Annotated in this window: 13 protein-coding genes; 3 read left to right on the forward strand and 10 right to left on the reverse strand. The window is 62.5% G+C overall.

Going from position 1 to position 13,693, the window contains the following annotated elements; genetic code table 11:
- Nucleotide 1 precedes the first annotated feature (1 nt).
- Genes H351_RS02300 through H351_RS02315 form a run of 4 tightly spaced genes read right to left on the reverse strand, consistent with a single transcriptional unit; the run spans nucleotide 2 to nucleotide 3,457 of the window.
- The gene (locus H351_RS02300) at nucleotides 2–868 is read right to left on the reverse strand and encodes an SDR family oxidoreductase (RefSeq protein WP_007735961.1); all 867 of its coding nucleotides are present in this window, start codon (nucleotides 866–868) and stop codon (nucleotides 2–4) included.
- Nucleotides 869–909: 41 nt separating this feature from the next.
- Nucleotides 910–1,785, reverse strand: a complete 876-nt coding sequence (locus tag H351_RS02305) for a MaoC/PaaZ C-terminal domain-containing protein (protein ID WP_029254168.1) — start codon at nucleotides 1,783–1,785, stop codon at nucleotides 910–912.
- 7 nt (nucleotides 1,786–1,792) lie between these two features.
- Nucleotides 1,793–2,224, reverse strand: a complete 432-nt coding sequence (locus tag H351_RS02310; RefSeq protein WP_029254167.1) for a type II toxin-antitoxin system Rv0910 family toxin — start codon at nucleotides 2,222–2,224, stop codon at nucleotides 1,793–1,795.
- 42 nt (nucleotides 2,225–2,266) lie between these two features.
- On the reverse strand, nucleotides 2,267–3,457 hold the full coding sequence (locus tag H351_RS02315) for a lipid-transfer protein (RefSeq protein ID WP_007735955.1): 1,191 nt from the start codon (nucleotides 3,455–3,457) through the stop codon (nucleotides 2,267–2,269).
- A 102-nt stretch (nucleotides 3,458–3,559) separates the two neighbouring features.
- On the opposite strand from H351_RS02315, the gene H351_RS02320 reads away from it, so the two are divergent.
- Together H351_RS02320 and H351_RS02325 are read left to right on the forward strand one after the other, a co-directional pair.
- Nucleotides 3,560–4,243, forward strand: coding sequence for a TetR/AcrR family transcriptional regulator (locus H351_RS02320; RefSeq protein WP_020905717.1), 684 nt, complete (start codon nucleotides 3,560–3,562; stop codon nucleotides 4,241–4,243).
- On the forward strand, nucleotides 4,240–4,707 hold the full coding sequence (locus H351_RS02325; protein WP_244891423.1) for a GNAT family N-acetyltransferase: 468 nt from the start codon (nucleotides 4,240–4,242) through the stop codon (nucleotides 4,705–4,707). The genes H351_RS02320 and H351_RS02325 overlap by 4 nt, the downstream gene beginning before the upstream one ends.
- 61 nt (nucleotides 4,708–4,768) lie before the next feature.
- Here the strand turns inward: H351_RS02325 and H351_RS02330 are convergent, their stop codons facing one another.
- Genes H351_RS02330 through H351_RS02345 form a run of 4 tightly spaced genes read right to left on the reverse strand, consistent with a single transcriptional unit; the run spans nucleotide 4,769 to nucleotide 8,617 of the window.
- Nucleotides 4,769–5,887, reverse strand: a complete 1,119-nt coding sequence (locus tag H351_RS02330; RefSeq protein WP_051636437.1) for an FAD-dependent monooxygenase — start codon at nucleotides 5,885–5,887, stop codon at nucleotides 4,769–4,771.
- A gap of 3 nt (nucleotides 5,888–5,890) precedes the next feature.
- A complete protein-coding gene (locus H351_RS02335) occupies nucleotides 5,891–7,348 on the reverse strand; it encodes an HNH endonuclease signature motif containing protein (protein ID WP_029254165.1) in 1,458 nt (485 codons plus the stop codon).
- A gap of 35 nt (nucleotides 7,349–7,383) precedes the next feature.
- Nucleotides 7,384–8,034 carry a DUF6308 family protein gene (locus H351_RS02340; protein ID WP_029254164.1) on the reverse strand — a complete coding sequence of 217 codons (651 nt, stop codon included), beginning with the start codon at nucleotides 8,032–8,034 and terminating at the stop codon, nucleotides 7,384–7,386.
- On the reverse strand, nucleotides 8,027–8,617 hold the full coding sequence (locus H351_RS02345; protein WP_029254163.1) for a hypothetical protein: 591 nt from the start codon (nucleotides 8,615–8,617) through the stop codon (nucleotides 8,027–8,029). The genes H351_RS02340 and H351_RS02345 overlap by 8 nt, the downstream gene beginning before the upstream one ends.
- A gap of 158 nt (nucleotides 8,618–8,775) precedes the next feature.
- On the opposite strand from H351_RS02345, the gene H351_RS02350 reads away from it, so the two are divergent.
- Nucleotides 8,776–9,543 (forward strand): SDR family NAD(P)-dependent oxidoreductase, encoded by a 768-nt coding sequence (locus H351_RS02350; RefSeq protein WP_019746337.1) that lies wholly within the window; start codon nucleotides 8,776–8,778, stop codon nucleotides 9,541–9,543.
- Between the two features lie 55 nt (nucleotides 9,544–9,598).
- Here H351_RS02350 and H351_RS02355 read toward each other — a convergent pair whose 3' ends face one another.
- Together H351_RS02355 and H351_RS02360 are read right to left on the reverse strand one after the other, a co-directional pair.
- Nucleotides 9,599–11,926, reverse strand: coding sequence for a putative bifunctional diguanylate cyclase/phosphodiesterase (locus H351_RS02355; RefSeq protein WP_029254162.1), 2,328 nt, complete (start codon nucleotides 11,924–11,926; stop codon nucleotides 9,599–9,601).
- Nucleotides 11,927–12,064: 138 nt separating this feature from the next.
- Nucleotides 12,065–13,621 (reverse strand): TM0106 family RecB-like putative nuclease, encoded by a 1,557-nt coding sequence (locus tag H351_RS02360; protein WP_029254161.1) that lies wholly within the window; start codon nucleotides 13,619–13,621, stop codon nucleotides 12,065–12,067.
- Between the last annotated feature and the right edge of the window lie 72 nt (nucleotides 13,622–13,693).

Raw genomic sequence — 13,693 nt, forward strand, 5'->3', positions numbered from 1 at the left:
CTTACAGACGTTCTGCGAGGTCGGCGGTGGTCCAGGGACCCTCGCTCTCGATGGTGTTCACACCGTGCCAGCCGGCGAGTTCCGTGATGGCTCCACCCTGAACGGCATACACCTTGCCGGTCAGCTTGCAATCCGCTGCCGCAAGATAGGCCACCAGCGGGGAGATGTTGGACGGCGCAAACGCGTCGAACTCACCCTCGGGGACCTCGGCGGCGAACAACGCGCCCATACCGGGTGTCGCCAGCGTCAGCCGAGTACGCGCGATCGGCGCAATAGCGTTGACACGCACGCCGTATCGATCGAGCTCGTCAGCGGCCACCAGAGTCAGGGCTGCGATGCCCGCCTTGGCGGCGCCGTAGTTGCCCTGGCCCGCGTTGGGCATGAAGGTACCCGAAGCCGAAGCAGTGTTGATGACCGAAGCGTTGACGGTCTCGCCTGCCTTGCTCTGGTCCTTCCAGTACGCGGCAGCGTGGTGCAGCGTCGCTGCGTGACCCTTGAGGTGCACGGCAATGACTGCGTCCCACTGGCTCTCGTCCATACCGGCGATGAAGGCGTCACGAAGAATGCCGGCGTTGTTGACCAGTACGTCGAGTCGGCCGAACTCGCTGACGGCCTGCTTGACAAGGCCCTCGGCGCCGTCCCAGGTGGCGATGTTGTCGGTGTTGGCAACAGCCTTGCCGCCTGCAGCGACGATCTCGTCGACTACCTGCTGCGCGGGGCCGGCATCTGCACCGGAACCGTCGTTTGCTCCGCCGAGATCGTTGACCACGACGCTCGCACCCTCACGAGCGAAGAGCAGCGCATGCTCACGGCCGATGCCGCGTCCTGCTCCGGTGATGATCGCTACGCGACCGTCGAGACTTCCCATCAGTTCAGATTCCCATCAGTTCAGTTGTCGGACATGAAGACTCATTTGTCGGCGATGACCGCGAGGCCGTCCTTGATGACGAGGTCGCCGACCGCGCTGGTTTCGTACGAGTACGACGTGGCTCCGTCTGCCGAACCCGACTTGTGGAACACCGTCTCGATGTCCTGTGTCGGGAGTACGGGTTTCGCGAATCGCACTGCGAGACGGCGCAACCGCTCGGTCTCGCCGCCTGCCAGTTCGGTCAGGGCTCCCCACGACGTGAACGCCATCGTGCACAGTCCGTGGTTGATGATTCCGGGGAGACCGGACATCCGAGCGATCTCCTCGTCGAGGTGGATCGGCATCGGATCGCCGGAAGCCGGTGAGTACCGGAACGTCTGGTCCTCGTCGATATGCTGGTTCATCACCGCTGCGGGACTACCCGCGCGAAGAGCGTCGTCGAATCGGTGTTCGGGAGCCTTCTCACCCAGTCCGGGGCCCGCGTCGACCTTGCGGAAGAACGCTGTCATCCATTGCTCGTTGACCAATTCACCCTTGTCGGTTTTGGTTTCGACGTAGATGACGACGGTGGATCCGTTGTCCCGGCCCTCGAATCCGATGGGCTTGGCGCGAGCGACCAGATGGTCGCCAGGGTAGATCGGACGGTGGAACAGGAAGTCCTGCTCACCGTGAACGAGCTTCATCAGCAGTTCGACCGGCGCCACCGACAGCGCAGCGGGTGCCATCGACATGAAGACGGGTACCACCGCGAAGACCGGCGGAGCGATCTCGCCTTTCAGGTGTCGCTCGATGGGGTCGTTTGTGGCAGCGGCATATTCGGCGATGCGCTCGGCTGTCACCTCGAAGTGCTCCGGATCGGTCCATACGTCCAGCCCGGACGTATCGAATTCGACCGCGTTGGTCTTCGGTGTCGTCATCGAGCCGTTACCCGACCAGCTCGGCGAACTTGGCCAGCGAGGCCTCGAGATCAGCCTTGGCGTTCTTGGCTACTGCCTTGCCGATCGGCCCGACGATCATGGTGCCCTTGAAGCTGGCGTCGACGGTTGCCTTCGAACCCGCACCGTCGGCCTCGACCGAGAGAACGAATTCGACGATGACGCCGGCCATTCCGGTACCGGCAATCTTGACCATTTTCGGAACCTCGACCTCTTCGACGGTCCACTCGATCTTGTTTGCCATACCCATCACGGAGACGACCTCGGTGAACTTGGCGCCCAACGCAACCTGGGTGGGGAGTTCACTCTTCCAGCCCTGGTGAATGGTGAGCCACTCTTCCCAGCGAGACAGGTCGGAGAGCGCATCCCAGGTCTTCTCGGGGGATGCGGGCAGTACAGCGGAGACGGAAACGGAAGCCATGATGAAACTCCTAGTGGGTAGCTGGCGGGTTGTGGGTGTGATTCAGCGTGCGTAGGGCTTGTATGCGGTCACGACAACTGCGCCGCCGAGTCCGATGTTGTGCTGGAGAGCGACCTTCGCGCCGTCGACCTGACGCTTGTCGGCGGTTCCGCGGAGCTGCCAGGTGAGTTCGGCGCACTGGGCAAGACCGGTTGCGCCGAGGGGGTGACCCTTGGAGATGAGGCCGCCGGACGGGTTGACCACCCAGCGTCCGCCGTAGGTGGTGTCGTCGGCGTCGACGAGCTTGCCGCCGTCACCTTCGGCGCACAGTCCGAGCGCCTCGTACGTCAGCAACTCGTTGGTGGAGAAGCAGTCGTGGAGTTCGATGACGTCGACGTCGTCGGCGGTGATTCCGGCCTGCGCGTACACCTTCTCAGCGGCCTTACGAGTCATGTCGGCGCCGACGAGGCTGATGGCGCTCTTGTCCTCGAAGGTGCTGTTCATGTCGGTGACCATGGCCTGTCCGACGATCTCGATCGCCTGAGCAGCGAGCCCGTGCTTCTCGACGAATGCTTCGCTGGCGATGATCGCCGCGCCGGATCCGTCCGAGGTAGGCGAGCACTGGAGCTTGGTGAGCGGCCCGTGGATCTGGCGTGCTTCGAGGATCTGCTCGAGGGTGTACTCGTCCTGGAACTGCGCGTACGGGTTGTTCAGTGAGTGCTTGTGGTTCTTGACGGCGATCTTCGCGAACTGCTCTGCAGTGGTTCCGAAGCGTTCCATGTGCTCGACGCCGGCCGCGCCGAACATGTACGGAGCGGGCGGCATCGCGAACTCCTGCAGCTCGGCGAGAGCGAGGAGGTGCCGCATGAGTGGCTGTTCACGGTCGTCGTAGGTGGATCCGAGGGACCCGGACTGCATCTTCTCGAAGCCCAGCGCCAGTGCGCAGTCGGCCTGACCACTCTTGACTGCCTGCGTGGCGAGGTAGAGCGCGGTCGATCCCGTCGAACAGTTGTTGTTGACGTTGACGATGGGGATGCCCGTCAGACCCAGCTCGTAGACAGCCCGCTGACCTGCGGTGGACTCGCCGTAGACGTAGCCGACGTATGCCTGCTCGACCTCGGTGTAGTCGATACCCGCGTCTTCGAGCGCCTTGGTACCCGACTCGCGTGCCATGTCGGGGTAGTCCCACTCGCGGGCTCCCGGCTTCTCGAACTTCGTCATGCCGACGCCGACGACAAAAACCCTGTTACTCATTGCCACTCCTGAAGAGAACGGTATCTGTGTGTGACACGCTGTCCCACCAAAGTATGTGAGACATCTTGTCCAGTCAATGGCGGGGTGAGTATCGTTCGATTTATGACAAAAACAGCCGAGTCGGCGCAGCCCGACGGGCGCAGCACTCGCTGGAACGATCACAAGGAGCAGCGCAAAGCGCGGATCCTCGACGCAGCACTCGATGCAGTCAACGAAGGTGGCGCCGACGTCGGCGTCCAGCAGATCGCCGAGCGCGCCGACGTCCCCCGTTCCGTTGTCTACCGGATCTTCAAGGATCGAGCCGACCTCGACGAGCAGCTGCGAGTTCGTATCCTCGAGATGATGATGACCGACCTGACACCCACCCTCACGCCGCAGGGTACGGTCGGCGAGGCTATCTCACGGGCAGTCGAGACCTACCTCCAGTGGATTGTGAAATACCCACGACTGCACCACTTTTTAGGCAAGGGCTCGCCGAGCACGCGGGCCACCGGTTCGAAAGTGGTGACCGGAACCAAGACGGCCATCGCCGTGCAATTGGGGAACCTGTTGGGTGCGATCCTCGCCAGCCGCGGCAAATCGTCGAAGATGGCGGAGCCCTTGGCTTTCGGCGTCATCGGATTGGTCGACGTCAGCGTCAACCGTTGGCTCAGCCAGCCGGGTTCCGATGTGACCAGTGCGGAATTGGCCGAGTTCCTCGGGCGCTCCATCTGGCAGGTTCTGGACGGCAATCTTCGGAGCATCGGCGTTGACATAACTCTGTCGACTCCGATCGCCGACCTGTGACAGTCACCGAACTACCCTGGGCACTCGACGGACGTGGACTTCAACTGAACCGGGTTCCACCACTCGCCCTACACGCGCTGGGTGAAGACAACGCCACTCTCGCAACGGAACTCGAACCCAACCTCCTGACCCCGTATCTCCTCGGCGAAGAATGCCAGGGCTTGTGGCGCTACCGGAGCACGCAGATAACCGGGAACCCACTCGACAGCGCGTGGATCACCCGCATCGCCGTCGATGCCCGCACCTCGACGCCGGTGGGGTTGGCCGGATTCCACGGTCGCCCCGATGCGCGCGGGATGGTGGAGATCGGATATCGCATCGACCCGGCATTCCGGCGACTGGGTTACGCACGAACTGCCCTCGAGATACTTCTCGACGTCGCGAGTCGCCAATCCGAAGTGCACATCGTTCGAGCGACCATCAGCCCGGACAACATCGCATCGCGAAATCTGATCAGCCAGTAGGGTTTCAGCGAAGTCGGTGAGCAGTGGGACGAAGAAGACGGTCTGGAGACCATCTTCGAAGTCAGCGCCTCTCGATCGGCTTCGGCCGCCAACGGTTGATCACACCGAAGACCGACAAGGCAAGAATGTCGGGAGTCAACCGCACCGCAACATCACGCACTGCCGCCAACGGGCGACTCGCCGGCATCACCACGGTCGACATGTGTCGCGAAATCAATTGAACAACTTGAACTCTGCGCCGCCGAGCCTTCGTGTAGCCTGCAAGGTCGTGCACATAAGCGGCGAGAGTAACGGCGTCCTCGATGGCCAAAGCCGCACCTAGCCCGAGGTGTGGGCGCATGGCATGAGCGGCGTCGCCGATCAACGCAACTTTGCCGCGTGTCAACAACTTCGGGGTCCGAATCTCGAGTAACTCGTTCACAATGATGCGAGCTGGGTCAGCGTTCGCGACCAGTTGCGACACCGGTTCGGGCCAGTCAGCAAAATGCTCGAGGCTCTCGACGCCGCGTCGCGCACCCGCGAAGGCATAGGTGCGGTTGTCCGCCAACGGAAGAATCCCGAACTCACCTCGAATCCCCCACACCTGTCCGACAAAATCCGGCGGTGGACCATCGATGATCCAGCGCCAAGCGGACACGCCGGTCCGTTCCACGGTTCCCTCGTCGGGCCAGATCTGCTGTCGCACAACACTGTGCACACCGTCCGCGGCAACGACAAGGTCGTATCGAGCGACGTCAGATCGATCGGTATCACCGTCGGTGATTATCTCGCCGCGGCCATGATCTCCGCAGCCCACGCCCGTCACCCTGGTTCCGGTGCGTAGGCACTCGGCGGGGATTGCGCGAACCAATACCTCGATCAGATCGGCACGGTGGATTGTCACCAGATCGCGGCCGCCGGCGAGATCACCAATTCTGCGCGTCACCAGATTTTGACCGCGCAGATTCCTGATCGCGCCCGAACTGTACGGAAGCGACTTCGCCCTGATCTGGGGGCCTACACCGATTTCGTCCAGTGCTGCCAGCGCGTTGGGAAACAACACGACGGCGGCGCCCACCTCCGTGAACTCGGATGCACGCTCGTACACGGTGACATCCCAGCCTGCTTTGCGGAGCGCGATGGCAGCCGTCAGCCCACCAATTCCCCCGCCGACGATTCCCGCGCACTGTCCTTCCGGCACAGGTCAGATCCTCTCCGGAACCGTGACAGCCGTCAACCCGCTGGTTTTATCGGTCCAGTGAATGGCACGATCCACGAGCATCACCGGCGTCCACAACCTGTAGGTCTTCACCTGATGGTGATGACGACACAGGCATTGGAGGTTGCTCGCAATGGTCCACCCACCGCGTCTCGGATCGGAAGGATCGAATTCGGTGATGTGGTCGAGTTGGCACCTGCTCGCGGGCACCGAACAACCAGGGAACCGGCAGTGACCGTCGACGGCCCGTACAAGCGCGGCCAGTGCCGCTCCCGGAGCATAGGTCAGCGCGCCGGGAGGTGGATCGGGCTGGGCGCCATGCCCATCCGATCTTCGAACTATGTCCGGGGCCCGCGCGACCAACCGTTGCATCGCCCGAATCCGATCTCCGCAGCCTTTCGGTTCGCGACTCAGGCGATCACGTCGGGTGACAAGCGGCAGGACAGTCGGAGCATGTTGCCGACGCGGTCGATTCCCGGCGGCCTGAGAGCGTAAGTCGACAAACAGTGCCTGCCAAGTGGAATCGGCGGCAAGCTCGCGAGCAAAGTCGGGATCGATTGGCCCGTACCCGTCGATACTCGCGGGATCTGACGTCAACCCGAGGAGCGTCGGCAGATCGCACACGATGTGCAGCAACGGCTTCCGACGCGAGGGCGCAGTTGATCGACTTGCTGGGGATACTGCCTCGCACGTTTCGCTGCCACACTGGCAAGTCAGCCCGTTCTCACCGTGCAGGAGAGCAACCAGCGCGTCGGCCCGGCGCGTCGAGGCATTTCGTGGATCCTGGTTGCAGACGCTTCCGGCGGCCTCGTTGATCAGGCCAAGCGCTTCGACAGCCTCGTTCGCGCTGAGTGTTGCCTGCAACTGGGCGAGTCCGTGACGGTCTGCACGCGTGCGAACATCGCGGTGTTCCAGCATTTTCCGGCGACGTTCGGCGGCAGCGTCCGGATCGTAGGCAAAGAGCTGACGTTCAATGTCGCGCTCCAGTTGCCCGGGCGGAAGACGGTGCGCCGAGGCAAGTACCCGGCGCTCGAGTACTGCGATCGCCTCGGGGTCGACCCCGGTGAGTCCGTCGACAATCTTGCGCACGCGCGCATAGTCCAGCTCGCCGGCAGCAAATGCGGCCTTGGTGAGCGGAAGGAACTCGCGCAAGGCGTCACCGATCTCGATGTGAACTTCGGCTGTGCGCCGCGAACACGTGAGCATGACCGCGATCTCGTTGCACGCGATCCGCCACGCCTTGTCGACATCACCGGACACGTCGAGTTCCGCATTGAATCTCGACTCCGACAACATGGACGCACCGAGCACCTTCTGTGCGGCCAGCATGTTCTCGCTCTGCGCCGTTGCAAAGAGCATGTCCGGCAGCACGAGTGGATCGACGACAGGACGGCCGTCATCTACAACTGCCCCCACACCACCCGTCGATCCATTATCGAACATACATTCGAGACTAGACCTGCCCACCGACAAGAAAGCTAGAGTGCCGGTTTGTATCCCTTACCCTGCATCCAGGCGAGCACATCCAGCACCCGGATCGCCGGAACGGCATCGTCCAGTCCGGCCCGAACTCGCAAGTCGAGCAATCTCACGTGTAATTCTCCGTCGTGCAAGGCCTCTCGTACCGGTTCCAGATGGGCAGCCTTCGTTCCCAACTCCCGCCCGATGACGTCGTCGTAAATCGGGTAGAGCCGCGGACGCTTGCGTGCGATCAGTTTGGACGCCATGGTTCGCCCGACGCCGTGAATCTCTCGAAGCGCCGTCTCCAACCGCCACACCGGAGATTCCGGAGTGAAGGGATCGGGTTCGTTCGACAGATCGCGATCGGGGCCCACGGCGGCCAGGAGTCGATTCAGTTCGGCATTGTTCTCCCCGAGTAGGAAGAAGGCTCCCTGCGCCGGAACCTGAACCGACAGAAGCGTCACCGCAACAAGATCTTCCGCGGTGAAGATGTTCGCATCACGATCGCGGTTGCCACTGGGATCCCAGGAATCCCACAGCGCACCGGTACGGAGATAGCCCGTCTTCCGGAGCGGCCTCGTGAAGTATTCCTGCAGCACGTCGACCGCGCCGGCATCGTCCCCGTCTCGCAGCACACGCGGGAGGCGGATGGGCAACTGATCAACCATGGTCGAGCGACCTTTCCAGTACATATTTGGCGAACCCGGAGTTGTGATATTGCCGAAATGGGCCCTTGCCCTTGGCAACAAGATGCTCCGCGAGCGGACGAACCGTCGTCATGTCGACGGGCAGTTGAGCAAACTGTTCCAACGCATCCGAGTCCTCGAGACTGCAGTCGATCACGGTCCCGTCGCCGTCGGCGGACGCCAACTCGGTGCGTCTGATGGCGACCAGATCGTGCTTGGCATCGAGTTCTTCGATGCTGCAGCCGGTTCGCGATTCCAGTGCCGAACTGGATACGTACACGGACATGACGTGCTCGATCGGCTTACCGCCGACCAGATGGCACTCGACGCTCAGAATCTCCATCGGACCGATGTTGAGTGTGAACAAGCGATGGCGCTCCGCCGATCGATTTGTCGACGGCAGGCAACTGATCGTCCACTGTTCGATCTCGACGGCGGCCGGAGCGTCGAACGCGTAGGAGAGAACCTCGGCAATCAGCTCGGCAAGATCTTCGAAGAGCGGGTCGCGCTGCAACCGCTCGAAATTCTCGACAGAAGCGGCGGGACGCACAGGCGCCTTGCTCACGCAGGTCCCCTCTCGTCCGGTGCTTTGCTCTCAGACCTCGCGTCCAAGGTACCCAGCCCTACGCGGGTCTCGCGCGTTCGCCCTCACATACACCCTCGCGTTATGGTTCTCGACACGCACCACCGCCTTACCGATCGCTAACTCGAGGAGCACACGAAGTGGAAATCAAGGGAACCGCAGCACTGGTCACCGGAGCGGCATCAGGCCTCGGCGCCGCAACAGCCAAGCGCCTCGCCGACGCCGGCGCTACCGTCTTCGGCCTGGATCTGCCCGCGTCGATCGAGCGCGCAGGCGACAACGTCCCCGCCGGCGTCACCCTCATCCCCACCGACGTGACCAGCGGCGAAGAGGTCGAGGCAGCGATCAACCAGATCGTCGAGTCGGGCTCCCCGCTGCGTATCGTCGTCAACTGTGCCGGTGTCGGCTGGGCCGGACGCATCCTGTCCAAGAAGGGTCCGCACGACCTCGAGCTGTTCCGCACGGTCATCACCGTCAACCTGCTCGGCACCTTCAACGTCATGCGCCTCGCGGCCGACGCCATCTCCAAGACCGAGGCCGTCGACGAGTCCGGCCAGCGTGGCGTCGTCATCAACACCGCTTCCGTTGCTGCCTTCGAAGGACAGATCGGCCAGATCGCGTACTCCGCTTCCAAGGGCGGAGTGCACGGCATGACTGTTCCGGCTGCCCGTGACCTCGCGCAGTTCGGCATCCGCGTCAACACGATCGCCCCCGGCATCATCGACACCCCGATGCTCGCAGGCGTCACCGACGAGTACCGCAAGGGCCTCGAGGCCGGCGTTCCGTTCCCGTCCCGCCTGGGCCAGCCGTCCGAGTACGCGCAACTCGCGCAGATGATCGTCGAGCACGACTACCTCAACGGCGAGACCATACGCATGGACGGCGCTCTCCGCATGGCGCCGCGCTAACCTCCCTGCTGTGCGCCTTTATTAACCGCCCGCGGTTAATAAAGGCGCACAGTTGTCAGAACGAATGAAAATACCCACCGCTGGATTGGGCAGTTGCGCTGAGGTACTCGGCCACTTCCGTCGCCGGCATCGGTCGGCTGACGTAGTAACCCTGAACCAATTCGCAACCGGCGGTACGCAAGAGACTCAATTGGTCGGCCGTCTCCACGCCTTCCGCCAATGACTGCATACCGAGCGCCTTCGCCACCTCGACCACCGAAGTGACAACTGCCGAATCACCCTCACTCAGTTCGGTGATGAACGACCGGTCGATCTTGAGAATGTCCAACGGCAGTTTCTTCAAACTCTCGAAAGACGAATAGCCGGTTCCGAAGTCGTCCAGGGCAATCGCAATTCCGGTGGCACGCAGGCGATCCAGCTCGGCGACGGCAAGCTCCTCTACCGCTCCCGTCTCTGTGATTTCCAGCTGAAGCCGTTTGCTGGACAGACCGGATGCCTCCAGCGCATCGTTGACTGCTGATCCGAAGCCGGACGACATCAGTTGCACCGGAGAGACGTTCACCGTCACGTAGGTATCATCGGGCCAGGTCGTCGCTTCGGCGCAGGCCATGTGTAAAACCTGAAGCCCCAGCGGGACAATCAAACCCGTCTCTTCCGCGACATCAATGAAGATGCGCGGCGCAAGCACTCCCCGCACCGGATGGTTCCAGCGAAGCAGCGCCTCGAAACCCTCGACGCGGCCGGTGTCCGCACGAACCTGCGGTTGGTAGTACAGCTCGAACTGCCGAGACTCGATCGCAAGCCCAAGCTCTTGCAGGGCCGATGCTCGTTCCCTGGCCCGCGCCCGCAGCACCGGTGAGTATCTTCCGACCCGGTTCTTACCAGCGGATTTTGCCGCATACAGCGCCAGGTCGGCGGACATGACAAGCGTGTCCGCGTCTTCGGAATCTGCCGGCGCGCTGGCATACCCGATCGATGCACGAACCTCGATGCGATTCCCCCGCACGAAAAACGGCTCACGCAATGCACCCAGATAGCGAGCAAACACCTCGCCGCCGTCCCCTGTTCCCCGCAAGACGACGCCGAATTCGTCGCCACCGATTCGGGCACACATGGCGCCACTGACCACCCGATTGAGCCGTGCAGCAACGGAAATCAACAATTTGTCGCCGACTGGGTGTCCTAACGTGTCGTTCACCGACTTGAAATTGTCCAGGTCGAGGATGCCGACAAGAACCTGCTCGCCGGTCCGGACAGCGCCGAGCGCGTTGGACAGCTCCGTGCCGAACGTCCGGCGATTCGGGAGCCCGGTCAGTCCGTCGGTTGCAGCAAGCCACAGAATTCGCCGCTCGTAGTTGTACTTCTCGGTGATGTCCGAGCCCACGCCTCGCCAACCCACGAACTCCATGGCCTCGGAAAGCCTGGGATGACCCGACAGAGACCACCATCGGTCGACGCCGCCGACACGAACGGGAATGACGACCTCTCGAAACGGCATGAGGCGGTCGAGGTGATCTCCGATGACGTGGACCGCGGCTCGTCCACTCTTCGTCGAACCGACGTCGAGCCGATCCAACAATCCGCGCAGCGACAGGGTTCGCAGGTCAGAGACAGAGACTCCCGAGATCTGCGACAGCCGAGCGGAGGTGTGCGACAACGTCCCGGTGGTGTCGACTTCCCACAGCCAGTCACGAGACCCGCCCTCGAAATCGTCGAGAAGCAAACTGACCGTCTGGCGCTCGGCAGCAGCCTCGAACTCGGCAAGACAACGACTTCGGAACGACGCCCACAGATAGACAACGCCGACGCACAGAATACTGATGTAGACAACGAGTTGAAACGAAAGGACGAAGTACTCGGCCGTCGCCCCGGCAAGCATGACGAATAACAATCCCAGGCCGTGCACCAGAATCCAGGCCAAACCCAGCGACCGAACAGTCGACAGCGCAACTGCACCGGCACCCACCACACCGGCGATGGTCGCGATCAGAACCAGCTTTCGTGAACCGTCTATCACCGGAAGCATCTCGGCCGCGAGGATCGTGTACAAAACACCCAGCAGTACCACTTCGAGCATGAGCGCCCAGTAGTCGTACCGGGTCGTGTGCTTGGGCGAATACCTCTCTCCCTGAATGGCCCTCGGCAGCCACACACGCACCGAGTTGAGGATGACTGCGAGCGCTGCCGCTCCCCAGATCAGGCGGAACTCTTCGTGTGCCGGCGGCACGACATAGGCCAACAAAGCGCACGCACTGAAGAAATTCGCGACGTTGGCCAGCGGAGCTACCGTTGTCACTTGACGGACCTGGCGAGAGAAGAGGTCGCGCCGCTCGACGTCAGACAGTTCGGCGTCGCTCGCACTCGAAGTCAGCCTGCTCAGCATGCAACACCCTCCATCGTGGAGCCGACCAGATGAAGGTAGCGCGGATGCGGGTTCGGGGCACACGATGACGAGAAACTACGAATTGAAACACACTGTTAAATAGGATGTTTCAGACAATAGCGACAGAACGGATCAGCGCTACAACTCGGAAGCCAGCGGAATTTCCTTCTCCGCGCGGTCCGTCATCCACTCACGTAGGACCTTGGTGGCAATGACGTCGTCCTCGTTGTACTGCAGGATGCGTGTCCGTTGCGTCTCGTCCGGCTCACCGTCGTAGCCGACCGCCTCGCGGTACCACGCCATCGACGCTTCACCACCGGCTTCGGCGTCACGCCAGTTGAACCCGGCGACGGGGGCAATCTTCTTGAGCCCCTTGCCGTTCGGGCAGATGAACTGATCGCTCACCGCTTGATAGATGTCGACCCACTGCGGACTGTCGATGAACTCACGGATCTCGTCCTTGCTCGGAATCCCGGGCTCACCGGCAAACCTGCGCGCCGAGTCCAACAACCACTTGTCCTCGGCCGAACGCGAATAGCAGTATGCGGCAAAGGTTTTACCCGAAGCAGCGGCTGCGGCACGCTCCGCCATCAGCCAGCCCCAGAACTCCGCGAACGACCGCGCCTCGTCACGCGTCGGCAGCGGATCCCACGTCGCAAATCCTCGATACATCGAGAAGCCACCGACATTGAGCAGCGTTCCCCACAGGTAGGCGCCGTGCTCCTGATAGCTCTCCATGTCGACGTCGATCTCGATGTCCGCCCGAGTCACCGATATCTTCTCGAACCGCCGCACCAACGGAGCATCTGCCAACCACGCCTTGGCGATCACGACTGCGTCGTCGAAATTTCCGTGCGGCCAATCCTCGAGCGGCTCACCGTCCCAGGCGGCCAGCTGATCGATCGTGTTGCAGCCGACGTCGCGCAGAAGCTCCGCGCGCGATCCGACAGCCACCAGGCTGACATCGCGGTTGCGAACCAACTCCTGCTTGCATTCGGTCCACCACGGGCACGACTTGCACTCGCTCACCTGTGAAGGAGACGTCAGCACCTCGCCGCGGGCAACAGCGATACGGTCGGCGAAACGCTCGTCGTAGTCGTCGAGAATCGCACCGAGGTCGTGGACGAGGACGCAGTCTCCGTTGTATCCGATCGCGCCTGCCGTGAGCGACGGGCTCGCCAGCCCACGACGCTCGAGCATCCGATAGACCTGCGCGACGCGCATCTGATCGCGGACCTGACTGCGGACCTTGCGCTTGGGATCGACCGCGGGCTCCCATTCGAAGAGCCCCGAGGTGATCGCGCCCTGGCCGGGATCGGTCACCTTGTGATTGACGACAATGACGGGGATGTACCCGCCGCCCTCGTCGTCACGGATGAGCATTTCGCAGCGGCCCTTGCGTCCGGTGTCGCGCTCGACCGGCAAGACCGCGCCCCAGATCCGGTCCGCGCCGGCCTCACAGGCAGCAAGAGTGTCACGAGCCTGAGCCGACGCCGATTGATCGGGGTTGATCTTCACCCAACGCTCGGGAGCAGCACCGATCACCAGTTCGGCGATCTCCGCGCGCTTCGCGATCGCGGCATCCTGGCGCTGCTTGACGCCGGTGTCGACGGGTTCCGAAGCCGATTTCCCGGGAAACAACCCGTCCAGACGCACCCGATGACGGCATCGGGTCAACGCCCCCGAATCGATGATCGGGAGCTGGGGCGCGGGGTTGTTAACGGAACACACGATGACGAAGATTATGTGCTCCCCTAGGCTGAAGCC

This window comes from Rhodococcus erythropolis R138 (genome assembly GCF_000696675.2).
GTDB lineage: Bacteria > Actinomycetota > Actinomycetes > Mycobacteriales > Mycobacteriaceae > Rhodococcus_F > Rhodococcus_F erythropolis.

Bases quoted from the DNA above. Each gene is read 5' to 3' on its own strand.
- H351_RS02300 (WP_007735961.1), bottom strand. From the start codon at position 868: ATGGGAAGTCTCGACGGTCGCGTAGCGATCATCACCGGAGCAGGACGC.
- H351_RS02305 (WP_029254168.1), bottom strand. From the start codon at position 1,785: ATGACGACACCGAAGACCAACGCGGTCGAATTCGATACGTCCGGGCTG.
- H351_RS02310 (WP_029254167.1), bottom strand. From the start codon at position 2,224: ATGGCTTCCGTTTCCGTCTCCGCTGTACTGCCCGCATCCCCCGAGAAG.
- H351_RS02315 (WP_007735955.1), bottom strand. From the start codon at position 3,457: ATGAGTAACAGGGTTTTTGTCGTCGGCGTCGGCATGACGAAGTTCGAG.
- H351_RS02320 (WP_020905717.1), top strand. From the start codon at position 3,560: ATGACAAAAACAGCCGAGTCGGCGCAGCCCGACGGGCGCAGCACTCGC.
- H351_RS02335 (WP_029254165.1), bottom strand. From the start codon at position 7,348: ATGTTCGATAATGGATCGACGGGTGGTGTGGGGGCAGTTGTAGATGAC.
- H351_RS02340 (WP_029254164.1), bottom strand. From the start codon at position 8,034: ATGGTTGATCAGTTGCCCATCCGCCTCCCGCGTGTGCTGCGAGACGGG.
- H351_RS02355 (WP_029254162.1), bottom strand. From the start codon at position 11,926: ATGCTGAGCAGGCTGACTTCGAGTGCGAGCGACGCCGAACTGTCTGAC.